The sequence below is a fragment of the Sphingobacteriales bacterium genome (assembly GCA_012517435.1).
Taxonomy (GTDB): domain Bacteria; phylum Bacteroidota; class Bacteroidia; order CAILMK01; family JAAYUY01; genus JAAYUY01.
Map to the genome: position 1 here is coordinate 1 of JAAYUY010000203.1, position 13,280 is coordinate 13,280.

A 13,280-nucleotide genomic window follows, 5' to 3' on the forward strand; every position below is an offset into this window, starting at 1 on the left:
GAAGGCATGGTATAAAAAGTACCGAAATTCAGCTGGTTTTCTGAAGTTCAGCAGGCCCGGCATTTCAGGAGATAAAGCCATTATTGATTACGGAATGTATTTCGATTGTCTTGGCGGAATGGGTTATTTTGTTGTATTGAATAAATCTGGCGGCAAGTGGGTAGTCGAAAGCCGCATAAACACATGGGTAAGCTGACAACTGTGTCTTTCAGGCCTTCGATATTGCTGACCGGTGCAAATGGTACCATCGGAAAACCTCTCAAAAATTATCTTCAGCAACAGGGTTTTAAAGTATTTGTCTGGGACAGAAGCTACATCCCTATCGATAATTACCAGAAAATGTTTGATTTTGTCAAAAGTGTAAGTCCTGAAGTGTTCATTCATCTTGCAGCCATTACCTCCTTTGATGAACAACAAAGAAAAGACAGTTGGCTGGTCAATTATGTTTGGCCTTCTGAAATTGCCTGGATATGTAAAGAACTGAATATCAAACTATTGTTTATTTCAAGCAATATGGTTTTCGGTAGTACAGGCCCCTATTCACCGGATTCAGTTCCTGATGCTGTTTCAGGCTACGGTTACGAAAAAAGAATGGCAGAGGAGAAAATAGTCACGCAAAATGCCAATACGATTATTCTCCGGCTTGGCTGGCAGATTGCCGGGGAAAGTGAAAACAGTATGATAACTTATCTGGACAGACAACAAAGCATTCATTCATTCATCAAAGCCGGTAAAAAATGGTATCCTTCATGCTCCTTTTTATCAGATACCATTAAAGTTATCACGGCAACAACTGAATGTGAAGCGGGGATTTATATGTTTAATGCCAATAAAGACCTTAATTTTCATGAAATAGCCTGCCTTCTGAAAAAAAGATACAGTAAAAGCTGGAATATTATTGAAGATGAAGATTTTATTGCAGATCAACGAATGTCGGATGAAAGGACACACTTTAGCGGAATGACTATCCTGAGCAAGCAGGACTATCAGACATTTTTCGATTGCTGAACTGATTTAATTTCTGACATGGATTGCTCAATAAATTGTGAAAGTTCGGTAATCCCGTTCATGTTGGCGGCAGATGTCAGAAAAAAGCGAGGCAGTTCTTCCCAATACCTGCCCAACTCCGACCTGAACGCTTCGATGTTTTTCAAAATCAAAGATTTGTTGCTTTTATCCGTTTTCGTGAACACAATTGACAGGGGAATGTTTTTAGCCCCGCAATTGTTAATAAATTCTATATCAATCTTTTGTGGAGGAATGTTGGCATCCACCAATATAAACAGACAAGCCAGATTTTTACGATTGACAATGTAATCGGAAATAATTTTTGACCAGTTCAGTCTTTCTGATTTCGACCGCTGTGCATAACCATATCCCGGTAAGTCAACGATATTCCACTTTTCATCAATTAAAAAGAGATTAATGGTTCTTGTTTTTCCGGGCGTGGAAGAGGTTAAGGCCAGATTTTTCTTGCGGGTCAGCGTATTTATCAGCGAAGATTTCCCAACGTTAGACCGGCCAATAAATGCAAACTCAATGTTTCTGTCGTAGCCAAGCTTTTCATAATCCGACACAGACCTGATAAATTGAGCTGTTTTAAATAAATTGATTTTCATTCCCTTACCAAAAATTTAATTAAATGTAGCATAAACGTTTCAGAATTTTCAAAAATACTAACTTGCGGGGCGATTGAAAACTATTTTTTAAAAAAATGAACAAGCTTTACAATAAATTTTAAAGTCAAAATTATGAATTTTATTCCAAATACAGATGCAGAAAGAGCCGAAATGTTCAAAACTATTGGTGTCGGTTCATTTGAAGAAATGATTTCGAATATTCCTCCTTCATTAAGGTTAAAAGGCGGGCTGAAACTTCCACCTGCCCTCTCAGAATACGAAGTGGTTGGTCATTTGCGTGAATTGAGTAAAAAAAATGCAAATACAATTGATAATCTTTGTTTTATGGGAGGTGGTGCTTACGACCATTTTATTCCTGCCATTGTTGACCATGTCATTTCAAGGCCTGAGTTTTATACTGCCTACACGCCATATCAGGCAGAACTTTCACAAGGCACGCTTCAGGTAATGTATGAATTTCAAACCTGTGTGAGTCTGCTTGCAGGGCTCGACATTGCCAATGCCAGCATGTATGACGGTGGAAGTGCTATCCCCGAAGCCATCAATCTGGCTGCCGGAGCCAATAAAAAATCCCGTGTTCTCATTTCCTCTGCCCTTCATCCTCACTATGTGGAGGTTATAAATACTTACCTTTCAGGTACAGGATTAAAAATTGAAGAAATTGAAACAAAAAACGGTATTACCCATGTTGAAGCCCTCAAAAATGCTATCGGAGAAGATTGTGCCTGTGTGGTCATTCAGCATCCGAACTTTTTCGGTAATCTGGAAGAAGTGGACGAAATTAATGCAGTCATCAAACAGTATCCCCATATTCATTTCATCGTTTCTTTCAATCCCATTACGACAGGACTTTTAAAATCACCCGGAGAACACGGAGCCGATACCGCAGTAGCCGAAGGTCAGCCATTAGGCTTACCGCTAAATTTCGGAGGCCCTTATATTGGACTTTTCGCTACCAAACAGGAAAACATCAGAAGGATGCCGGGCAGAATGGCCGGAAAAACGGTGGATAAAAACGGTAAGGAAGGCTTTATCCTTGCCCTGCAAACCCGTGAGCAGCACATCAAACGTGAAAAAGCCACTTCTAATATCTGTACCAATGAAGGACTGATGGCAGTTGCCGTTCTGACTTATCTTTCATGGATAGGACGTGAGGGATTGGTCGAAGTTTCACGTCTTTGCTACAACCATGCCCACTATCTGGCCGAAGGTATCAGTAAAATTCCGGGATTCAGACTTAAATACCCTGCTGAATTTTTCCATGAATTTGTTTACGAAAGTGATAAAAATCATGATGAAATTCTTAATAAACTAAAAGAAAACAATATTCTCGGTGGAATAAACCTGAAAAAGTTCGGGCAGACGGGTATTCTCGTTGCTGTAACAGAAAAGCGGTCAAAACAAGAACTCGACAAATATCTGGACATTTTAAAGAGCATTTAAGATAGAACTCAAAAGGGATAAATATCCGGCTGAGAAACAGCGCATACGTGAAATGTTTGACAACATTTCCGGAAGGTATGATTTCCTTGACCATTTTCTTTCTTTTTCACTGGATTATCGCTGGCGGAAAAAACTTGTCAGGGAACTGGACAAATATCATCCTGAAAAAGTGCTGGATGTAGCAACCGGAACAGCCGACCTGGCCATAGCCATCGCGCGTGCCTGTGATTATACAAATGTCATTGGCATTGACCTTTCTGAACAGATGCTGTCAGTCGGGGGGAAAAAAATCAGAAAATTCAGACTTGATAAACAAATCAATCTGCAGCCCGGAGATGCTGAAAAACTTCCCTTCTCAGATAATGAATTTGATGCAGTTACCGTTTCATTTGGTGTGAGAAATTTTGAACATCTGGAAAACGGACTGCTTGAACTAAAGAAGGTTCTAAAACCCGGTGGACCCTTATTGATACTGGAGTTCTCCATTCCTGAAAATCCTGTGTTTAAGACAATTTATAATGCCTATTTTAAAAATCTGGTACCTTTTTTAGGGAGCATCTTCGCCAAAAACCGATATGCCTACCGCTATTTACAGGGCTCTGTCAATGAATTTCCCTTCGGAGAAAACTTTGCCGAAATTTTACGATATTTGAATTTTAAAAATGTTCAATTTCAAACGTTATCTTGGGGAATTTGCACATTATATCGAGGAATAAAATAGCCTTTTGCCTCATACTGGCTTTTGGTATTCCCATGTTATCCCATTCGCAAACCCGGAACCTCGAGCGTTTTGACTATGGCCGGAAAATCCATTTTGGCTTTACACTTGGCACCAACATTTCCAATTTCAAATATGAGTTTTCTCCAAAATTCTATGAAAACAAGGATTTATTAACCATTAAAGTTCATCAGTATCCCGGTATCACCCTCGCAGCCATTTCTGACCTTCATTTCGGTGAATTTTTTGACCTGAGGGGATTACCTTCTCTTGTACTGGCGGAAAGGCGTATTACCTATAATTTTGTTCAAAACAACTCTGTTACCAAAAGTGTCGAATCTGTCTTTTTTGAATTTCCTTTATTGGTGAAATTCAAATCACTCCGGCACGAAAATCTGCGTTTCTACGTCATCGGTGGTGGAAAATTTTCATACGACTTCAGTTCAGATGCCAAAGCTATGCGCGACCCCGACAATCCTATTGTTGCCATCAAACCTGTGTCGCTGGCTTATGAATTTGGCTGCGGACTGGATATGTATTTCTATTTCTTTAAATTCTCACCTGAAATTAAAATGTCAAAGGGCATCAACAACATCCTCGACCCTTATGATGATGTTTACAGTAATATCTTTAAAAAACTCTTCTCCAACTTTATTTTCATTTCCTTTCATTTTGAGGGATAAATCCTGCTTAAAAACTCCGATCTTTCAAATTTACAGGGAACAGACCCGTATTCTGTATTAAAAAGTGCCATCCCTATGGGACTTAGTATTTTTTCTTTGCTTATGTCAGCAACATTTCGTCCCAGCGGAAATTGATTGAGGCTTTTGCTGCACTTAGGTTTCTGCAAACCAGTAAATGATTAATACCTGAAGTGCGTATGGCTGCATTAATAAATAAAGAATTTTAATCAGTCTATTGGCATCTGACTTTACCCATGTCATTCTCAAGCGTTTAAGAGAAGCAGGTCATTGGAATTTATTCTCAGCTTGCTTGAAATATTGAATTTGATATTTTTTTAACTCGTAGTTTATATCCCGAAGCGTCATTTTTCACGCCCCGTTTTTTGAAAGAGAAGGGCCGGGGTGAGTTAATACTTCATAAAATCATAAGCATTTGAAAACACTGGCTTTTTTGGAGTTAAAAAAAGGTTAATAAAAAATTGCCGGGAAGTATTAAATCAGAATTATTATTAATCTGTTATTTTTGAATCTGATTTTTTAAGGCAGTAATGAATAAAATCAGGCTAAAAATATTGGGAATTTCTCAGGGAAATGTATCCTCTTCCTATACCTTAATACTTGAAGAAGCCAACGGAGAAAGAAAATTGCCTATCATTATTGGTGTTCTTGAAGCGCAAGCCATAGCCATTTCCCTTGAAAAAATTGTTCCCGTACGTCCTATGACCCACGACCTGTTTAAAAGCCTTGCTGATGCTTTCGGACTGATTCTGAAAGAAGTTGTCATCGTCCGCCTGCATGAAGGTATCTTTTATTCCAACCTGGTCGTTTTTGACGGAAAAATGATTCAGGAAATAGATGCCCGTACATCCGATGCCATCGCTTTGTCGCTACGTTTTAACTGCCCCATTTATGCTACAGAAGAAGTGATGAAGGATGCAGGTATTTCCATTAAATCATCCGATATACAGGAAGAAATTGAAGAAGAGGAAAAAATGAAAGAAGCTGACGAAGATATTGAAGAATCGATGCAGGATATACTTCAGGGAATGAAAGAGGTTTCATCAGCAGCTCTTATCAGGCTGAAAAAAATGTTGCAAGATGCCATCAATGAAGAAGATTATATAAAAGCAGCCCGTCTGAGAGACGCAATAAAAAAAATAGAAGAAAACACACAAAGTAATGAAAATCAACCAGATATTTAAGTTTTTCACTGCTACAACCTTTTTTTTTCTTATCGCTTTCAACTTTCAGGTTTTTGCAGAAAAAATAAGCATTGATGCAAACAAACTCATTAAAGAGTGGCATTACCTGCCTGTCAAACCGGGAAAAATTTCAAACAAAAAAGTCAGGCCTGAACCTGACATGAAAATGATATTTAATTCTGACAACACCTTTTCTTACAATCATCTGTCAAAAAACATCTCCATCACCGGAAGCTGGAAGATTGACGCAAATGCTCAAAAGCTAATTCTTTTCAGAAATGATGATGTTTTAAGGGAATTTAAAATACTCAGGCTTAATGACAATGAACTGGTTTTGATGTCAGGAGAAAATGGTTTTGTATATCGTTCTTCAAAGGCCAGCGAATCATTTTTTACTTCTGTCAGGGGTTTGCTTGGTATCCTCGTTCTTATCTTTATTGTATTCATTTTCAGCAACAATAAAAAAAGAATTAATTGGTATATTCCCTTCATTGGATTAGTACTTCAGTTTATTCTTGCTTTCAGCATTCTGAAAATACCGGCAATCCGAACGGGTTTTGGCTGGATTTCATCCTTTTTTGTCCATTTACTTCAGTTTACTGACGAAGGTGCCCGTTTTGTCTTTGGCTCTCTGGTCGATAAACCCGATCAGTTCGGGATTATCTTTGCCTTTAAAATACTGCCTACCGTTATTTTCTTTTCTGCATTCACCTCACTCCTGTATTATTTTGGCATTTTACAGAAAATAGTATGGGTATTTGCCTGGGTAATGAGCCGTCTGATGAAACTGTCGGGTGCCGAAAGCCTCGCAGCGGCAGCCAATATTTTTATCGGGCAAACGGAAGCTCCCCTCGTAATTAAACCCTATTTATCGAGAATGTCGGAATCTGAGATACTTGCCCTGATGACAGGCGGAATGGCTACTATTGCCGGTGGTGTGATGGCTGCCTATATTTCTTTTCTTGGAGGCCCCGACCCGGAACAACAAAAACTCTTTGCCACCCACCTGCTGACAGCCTCCATCATGAATGCACCGGCATCGCTTTATCTGGCGAAAATACTCTTTCCGGAAACCGGAGATGTCAATAAAGACCTGAAAGTATCCAAAGAAGTTATAGGTTCCAATGTACTCGACTCACTTGCAAGAGGAACCACTGACGGGCTGAAACTTGCTGTAAATGTCGGGGCTATGTTGCTCGTCTTCACTGCAATGATGGCCTTGTTAAACTACATCGTTTTTCACTGGATCGGGAATCCAACCGGCTTAAATGAACTCATTGCTGAAAAAAGCAACGGACAATACAGCGGTCTCAATCTTCAGTTTATTCTGGGGATGGTATTTTCCCCCGTTGCCTGGCTGATTGGCGTATCTTCGACAGACCTTGTCATGGTCGGGCAATTGCTTGGTGAAAAAACCATTCTGAACGAGTTTTTTGCCTTTACTTCCATGTCGGGACTGAAAAACAGCTACCTGCTTACCAATCCCAAATCAATCATTATAGCCACTTATGCCTTGTGTGGTTTTGCCAATTTTGCTTCCATCGGTATTCAGCTGGGAGGCATAGGAGCCTTAGCTCCTAACCAACGCATAACCTTATCAAAAATGGCTATGCGTGCCCTCCTTGGCGGAACGGTAGCTTCTCTTCTGAGTGCTTCCATTGTCGGACTGATGATTTAATTGTGCCTTGATTCTTCTGACATGAATAAATTGTTTATATGGTTTAAACATTTTTCCCTGCCTGTCAAATTACTGTTTTATTTATTGATTATCATAGCTTTATGGTTTATCTCAACCTTACTCAGAAAAAATACTCCTCCACAACCCGGATTACGGGAAGACCTCAGACTGATCGAGCAACTTGGATTTCTGAACCTACACGACACGGTTGAATATACCGGCATCGATGCATGCAGGAAGTGTCATGCCGATATGTATCAGGCATACATCAAAACCGGAATGGGGCAATCATGGGATACTGCCGATCTGAAAAAAAGTGCCTTAGCCTCTCATCAGATCAGCCCGATATATGATGAAAAAAATGACCTCTATTATCTTCCTTTCTGGCAAAACAACCACCTGATGGTGAAGGAATACAGGCTCAAAGACGGGGATACAACTTTTATCCGTACCGAAAAGGTTGCCTATGCAGTCGGCAGCGGACAACATACCAATTCGCATATTCTGAACATTAACGGTTATTTGTATCAGGTACCTTTTACTTTTTACACCCAGAAAAAAATTCTCGATTTTCCTCCCGGATTTGAAGGTGGCAATAACAGCAGATTTGGCAGGATGATAGGTTTTGAATGTATCTCATGCCACAATGCCTACCCTTCTCCTGTCGAAGGTTCCGTGAATAAGTATTCCAACGTTCCGCACGGTATTGATTGCGAAAGGTGCCACGGACCAGGGGAACTGCATGTCAGAGCTATGGAACTGGGACATATCGTCAACACAAAAAAAGAAGCGGACTATACCATTGTGAATCCTAAACGCCTGCCCCGGCATCTGGCTGATGAAATATGTGCCCGGTGCCACAACCAGGGGAACAGCGTGTTAAAGGAAGGGAAGACATTTTTCGATTTCAGGCCGGGAATGGAGGTAAGTTCCGTGCTTGAAGTTTTCAGGGAAGTATATGAAAATGATGAAGATGCCTTCTGGATGGAAACACATCCCGAGCGTTTGAAAAAAAGCAAATGTTATCAGAAAACGCGGAATCATCCCGACTTTAAGCCACTTTCGTGTCTGGATTGTCATTTTACTTCAGGCATGAAACATATCAGCTACAAGGAAACTCCTGTTGATACCTTTCGACAGAAATGCCTTAACTGCCATGGAGAAGGGTTTACGCAATGCAAAGAAAATCAGGCTGTCAGAAATTCACAGTCCGACAACTGTATGACCTGCCATCTGGTGAAAACAGGGGTGTTCGATATTCCCCATGTCGTTATTTCCGACCATTTTATACGTATTACTGACAAATGGAAAAAAGAAATTAAAAGCACGAGAGAGATAGAAACAGGAAGATTCCTCGGACTCAAAAGCATGAGTTCAGCACATCCGGATGCGCTGACCAGGGCAAGAGCTTTTTTGTATCATTACGAAAAATTTTACTCAAACCCTTCCCTGCTCGATTCTGCTCTCTTTTACCTGAAAAAATATCCGGTGAAAGAATATTTCAAATACTGGGTTTATTATTATTATCTGAGGAAAAATTTCAAAAAAATAACCAGAATAGCTGAAAAGAAAAAAATTGAAGACATTAGAGATGCAGTTTGCTACTATCAGATCGGACAGGCTTTTCACAACAGGAATCATCCTGAACAGGCATTGAAATATTACCAGTTCGCCAATAAATATGAGCCTTTTAACCTTGATTACCGCAACAAAACCGGTTCTGAGCTGATTTTATTAAAAAAATATCAGGATGCCATGGCCGAGTTTAATTTCATCATCAGGGAAAATCCGCTTAATCATGTGGCATATAATAATCTTGGCTTTATCTATCTGATTCAAAATGATTTAGTTAATGCAGAAAAATATTTCAGGACAGCACTTAAACTGCATCCTGACTACCTGACCGCTCACCTCAACCTGGTCAAAGTTTTTATCGGAAGGAAAAATTATCTTCAGGCAAAAAACTACCTGCAATCGCTGATAAAGAGATTCCCGGATAACAGACAGATTAAGGAGCTGAGTAAAATTGTCCGCTGAAGCTTTTTTCATAGTTTTGTACTTCAATTAATTAACTGATGATGGCAGCGAAAAGGAAAAAAAAGAACAAAGGACTGATTATATTTATGGTATCGCTTTTTACCATCATCATAGCAGCTCTTATTGCCTACAGGTTTTATAAAGTTTTTTTCATTCCTTCGCAAAAATCAAATGCTGAACTGGTTTTATTCATTCCAACCGGTTCTTCTTATGAGGATGTGGTTTCAATCTTGAAAGAAGCGGAAATCATTAAAAACGAGGAAACCTTTAACCTTCTGGCCAAAAAAATGAACCTGCCCCGGCATATACATTCAGGCAGGTATGTCATTCCCAATAATAGCAGTATTTATCAGATTATCAGAAAGATACGTTCAGGTGAAAGTGATCCGGTCATGGTTTCACTGGATCAGGTGGCAACCATCGAAGAAATGTGTGGATTAGCCGGAAAAATGCTTGAAATTGATTCGTCTCAACTGATGGACAGCCTGACCCATCCGGCATTTCTGCAGGCAAATGACATCAGAAAGGAAGAATTGCTGACGCTTTTTATTCCTGACACCTATGAGTTTTACTGGGAAGTTTCCCTTCCCACCTTTTTGAAAAAAATGAAAAAGATATATGACAAATTCTGGACGAATGCCAACCTGAAAAAAGCAGAAAAGCTTAACCTGACTCCATCACAGGTGTACACGCTTGCTTCCATTGTTCAGGAAGAAGCTGTTGTAAAAGATGAAATGCCGAGAATAGCCGGGGTTTACCTGAACAGGCTCAGAAAGGGAATGGCTTTGCAGGCCGACCCGACCATTAAATTTATTGTCAGAAACAGAAGAGATCCGAAAGTAACGCTGGATGATTATAAAATTGAGTCACCTTACAACACTTATCTGAATAAAGGACTACCTCCAGGGCCTATCTTCATGACTTCCAGAGCCGCCATTGAATCGGTGCTGAATGCCGAAAAACACAACTACATTTACTTTTGTGCCAAAGCTGACCGCTCCGGCTATCATGAGTTTACCGATAATTACCAGAAACATTTGTATTACAGAAATTTATACCTCAAGTCCAAACAGAAATAAAGTTTATGATAAGCCACGAAATTGAAATACGGATTACCTATGCAGATACCGACATGATGGGATTTGTTTATTACGGCAACTATCCGGTTTTTTATGAGAAAGGCAGGACAGAGCTGATCCGCAGTCTTGGATTAAGCTACAGGGAAATGGAGGAAAAAGGAATTTTAATGCCTGTACGCAATATGAAATGTGAATATTACCAACCTGCCCGGTATGACGATATCATCAGGGTAAAAACCACCGTTCATGAAATGCCATCAAGCAGAATGAGTTTTCATTATGAAATATTCAACCAGAAAGGGGAACTCATCCATGAGGCCTTTACCGACTTAATCTTTCTGAATGCACAGAGCAGGAAACCCGTCAGAGCACCCGCCTTTTTAAAGGAAAAAATCAGAAAACACTTTGAAAAAGATTAGCTTAAAAAATATCATCGACCAACAGTATCAGGCACTTAGGCAGACAAAATTTGCCGCTTTTCTGCGTAAAATTCCATTTCCATTGTCCGGCAAGGTACCCATGACGGAAGTTATCAAAATTTTTTACCAGAAAATGGTAAAGGAATCTATCAGCCAGCGGGCTTATGCCATTGCTTTCAGCTTCTTTCTGGCTCTGTTTCCCGGACTTATATTCGTTTTCTCGCTGATTCCTTATTTTCCCGTTCCTGACCTTGCCGATGAAATCAAGCAAATGCTCCATGAATTTCTTCCTGAAAGTGCTTTTGAAATGCTTTGGGATACCATTGAAGACATTATACTGGTCAGACGAGGAAAATTGCTTTCTCTCGGTGTGGTTCTGGCCATTTATTTTTCATCCAACGGCATTAATACCCTCCTGCTTGCTCTCAAAAAAGACTTGCCCCGTCATTGGATGATGCGATATGTAGTCGCATTTTTTCTAACCATCATTCTGGTTCTCATGATCTTAATTTCTCTTTGCGTACAGATAACAGGAGAAATTATCATCAGCTATTTCAGCGATTCTTTCTTCTTTTCAGGTACTTCACTAATTCCCCTTGTCTGGGGTTTAAAACTGTTTGTTACACTCTTCACTGCCATCTTCTCCATTTCTCTTCTGTATTTTTATGGAACCCACAAAAGCGAAAGATTCAGGTTTTTTTCTCCCGGTGCCTTTCTTTCTACCATCATGATTGGCGTAATTTCCTACGGATTTGGGTTTTATGTCGAAAACTTCAATTCATACAATAAATTCTACGGCTCTCTGGGTGCCATTATTGTTTTAATGATGTGGCTGTATTTCAGTGCTTTGTCACTGATCAGCGGTTATGAACTCAATCAGAGTGTTTACAAAGCAAAAGTTTCGGGGAACAACCAGCTGAAAAACGATAAGGAAGAAATTATTTCCTGACACACCTGACATGGTATTCATATTCCTTGCTTGTCAGGTCCATATAGCCATTTATAAAACTGACATACAGGGCATTGAACCCATCGTATTCCGTGCTTGTCCAGTAATAGCTGTTCAGAAACTTGCCAACATCATCTTTCTTTTCAAATATAGCCATCAGTTCATCTCTTGACGGCAAATACCAGTCGTCATAACCATAAGCCACCAGGTCATCGCAAACACGTGCCGCATAGTTTTTTGTTTTTCCAAGTTTATCAACAATTTTGATGGAATTATAAACTCCGTCACTGACACTGTTCGCCTCCGTTTTTACCCCGTAATCGCCCCATTTGATTTTGTAAGGATGGTCTTCAGGACAAACAAACAAAGGTTTCCCCTGATAAATGACAAAAGGAACAACAGACGACTTGGATGTTTTAAACGAATACATCATTCCATAACTTGTACCAGCTTCATTGGTTACATAAGCTTTAAAATAATATTCCGTTTCAGGGTCAAGGTTGGTCATGGTACTGATAAATTTGCCATCTTTCACTTCATCTGTCGTATGAGCACCATCAAGAGACGGATTGGTCCCCTTGCTCCAGCATACTCCGCAAACGAGCTTCCTGCTGTTTCCGTCATCTATCACTTCACCTCCGGCTACCGCAGTGGTGGCAGTAATTTGTGTAGCCTTGACCGTTAATACCTGAGGAAGGGTTATTTCTTTCTTACAGGAATAAAAAACATTGCCTGACAAAAAAAGCAGGCCTGATAGCAATATAATGCGTTTCATTTGTTATTGTTTTGTTTCTGTTCGGGAACAAAGTAAACAAAGTTTTATACGATAAAAAAATAATTTTTGATATCCAGATTAGAATTAATTTATACTCAAATCATTGGTGATCTTTGATCTATCCCCCTAAACATCAGGACAAAATTAGTGAATTAAAAACACTAATTTAGACATATGAAAAGAACATGGACAGGAGAAGATAAAGAGGCAAAATAGCCGGAAGTGACTCACAAAAGTTAATTAATGTGTTTATTAAAAGAAAAACGGCTGTTTTAAGGTTCGTTTATGACCCACTTGTGCCTTTTGACAATAATTTAGCAGTGCAAGATTTACGAAAATTAAGCTAAATCAGAAAATTTCAGTTTATTTCAGAAAAGAGCAAAGTGCGAAAGTTTTTTGCAGAGTCCGAAGCTATATATCGACAAGTCGAAAGCAGGGATATTCTGTTAATCACGCATTAAAGTTGGTTATGACAGGTAATCCAATAAAATTAATCCCGGCTTTAAATGGATTGTAGATAAACAGTAACGTTTAAAATTAAATAATCCTTGCATTTGGTTTTTTGCAATTTTTTATTTTTGAAGTAGTATTTTTTTTCTCATAGTTTTTTAATGCTCATTATTTTCTTAAAAACCATTAAATAGCTGGCTATGAAAA

14 protein-coding genes are annotated in these 13,280 nt (G+C 39.3%); 12 read left to right on the plus strand and 2 right to left on the minus strand.

Annotated features, from left to right (window positions below):
* Positions 1–196 (plus strand): hypothetical protein (locus tag GX437_11180; GenBank protein NLJ08223.1); only part of this gene is annotated, 196 nt, incomplete at its 5' end.
* Positions 184–1,008: a sugar nucleotide-binding protein gene (locus GX437_11185; protein NLJ08224.1), complete on the plus strand. Its 825-nt coding sequence runs from the start codon at positions 184–186 to the stop codon at positions 1,006–1,008. The genes GX437_11180 and GX437_11185, both read left to right, overlap by 13 nt.
* On the opposite strand, the gene GX437_11190 is transcribed toward GX437_11185, so the two are convergent.
* A complete protein-coding gene (locus GX437_11190) occupies positions 987–1,613 on the minus strand; it encodes a YihA family ribosome biogenesis GTP-binding protein (GenBank protein ID NLJ08225.1) in 627 nt (208 codons plus the stop codon). The genes GX437_11185 and GX437_11190 overlap by 22 nt on opposite strands.
* A gap of 138 nt (positions 1,614–1,751) precedes the next feature.
* Here GX437_11190 and GX437_11195 point away from each other — a divergent pair, with 138 nt between their 5' ends.
* The 9 genes from GX437_11195 to GX437_11235 all read left to right on the plus strand — a co-directional run bounded on the left by GX437_11195 (position 1,752) and on the right by GX437_11235 (position 11,848).
* A complete protein-coding gene (locus GX437_11195) occupies positions 1,752–3,083 on the plus strand; it encodes an aminomethyl-transferring glycine dehydrogenase subunit GcvPA (GenBank protein NLJ08226.1) in 1,332 nt (443 codons plus the stop codon).
* 52 nt (positions 3,084–3,135) lie between these two features.
* On the plus strand, positions 3,136–3,804 hold the full coding sequence (gene ubiE, locus GX437_11200) for a bifunctional demethylmenaquinone methyltransferase/2-methoxy-6-polyprenyl-1,4-benzoquinol methylase UbiE (protein NLJ08227.1): 669 nt from the start codon (positions 3,136–3,138) through the stop codon (positions 3,802–3,804).
* Positions 3,777–4,484, plus strand: a complete 708-nt coding sequence (locus GX437_11205; protein NLJ08228.1) for a PorT family protein — start codon at positions 3,777–3,779, stop codon at positions 4,482–4,484. Before ubiE ends, GX437_11205 begins: the two co-directional genes overlap by 28 nt.
* Positions 4,485–5,032: 548 nt before the next feature.
* Positions 5,033–5,686, plus strand: coding sequence for a hypothetical protein (locus GX437_11210; GenBank protein NLJ08229.1), 654 nt, complete (start codon positions 5,033–5,035; stop codon positions 5,684–5,686).
* A gap of 337 nt (positions 5,687–6,023) precedes the next feature.
* Entirely contained in the window at positions 6,024–7,364 is a 1,341-nt protein-coding gene (locus tag GX437_11215) for a Na+ dependent nucleoside transporter (protein ID NLJ08230.1), read from the plus strand.
* A gap of 21 nt (positions 7,365–7,385) precedes the next feature.
* Positions 7,386–9,401 carry a tetratricopeptide repeat protein gene (locus GX437_11220; GenBank protein NLJ08231.1) on the plus strand — a complete coding sequence of 672 codons (2,016 nt, stop codon included), beginning with the start codon at positions 7,386–7,388 and terminating at the stop codon, positions 9,399–9,401.
* Between the two features lie 38 nt (positions 9,402–9,439).
* Positions 9,440–10,480: an endolytic transglycosylase MltG gene (mltG, locus tag GX437_11225; GenBank protein NLJ08232.1), complete on the plus strand. Its 1,041-nt coding sequence runs from the start codon at positions 9,440–9,442 to the stop codon at positions 10,478–10,480.
* A gap of 5 nt (positions 10,481–10,485) precedes the next feature.
* Positions 10,486–10,899, plus strand: coding sequence for an acyl-CoA thioesterase (locus tag GX437_11230; protein NLJ08233.1), 414 nt, complete (start codon positions 10,486–10,488; stop codon positions 10,897–10,899).
* On the plus strand, positions 10,886–11,848 hold the full coding sequence (locus GX437_11235) for a YihY/virulence factor BrkB family protein (protein NLJ08234.1): 963 nt from the start codon (positions 10,886–10,888) through the stop codon (positions 11,846–11,848). The genes GX437_11230 and GX437_11235 overlap by 14 nt, the downstream gene beginning before the upstream one ends.
* Here GX437_11235 and GX437_11240 read toward each other — a convergent pair.
* Positions 11,838–12,623 (minus strand): DUF1566 domain-containing protein, encoded by a 786-nt coding sequence (locus GX437_11240; GenBank protein NLJ08235.1) that lies wholly within the window; start codon positions 12,621–12,623, stop codon positions 11,838–11,840. The genes GX437_11235 and GX437_11240 overlap by 11 nt on opposite strands.
* A gap of 245 nt (positions 12,624–12,868) precedes the next feature.
* Here GX437_11240 and GX437_11245 point away from each other — a divergent pair, with 245 nt between their 5' ends.
* The gene (locus tag GX437_11245) at positions 12,869–12,970 is read left to right on the plus strand and encodes a hypothetical protein (GenBank protein NLJ08236.1); all 102 of its coding nucleotides are present in this window, start codon (positions 12,869–12,871) and stop codon (positions 12,968–12,970) included.
* The last annotated feature ends 310 nt before the right edge of the window (positions 12,971–13,280 follow it).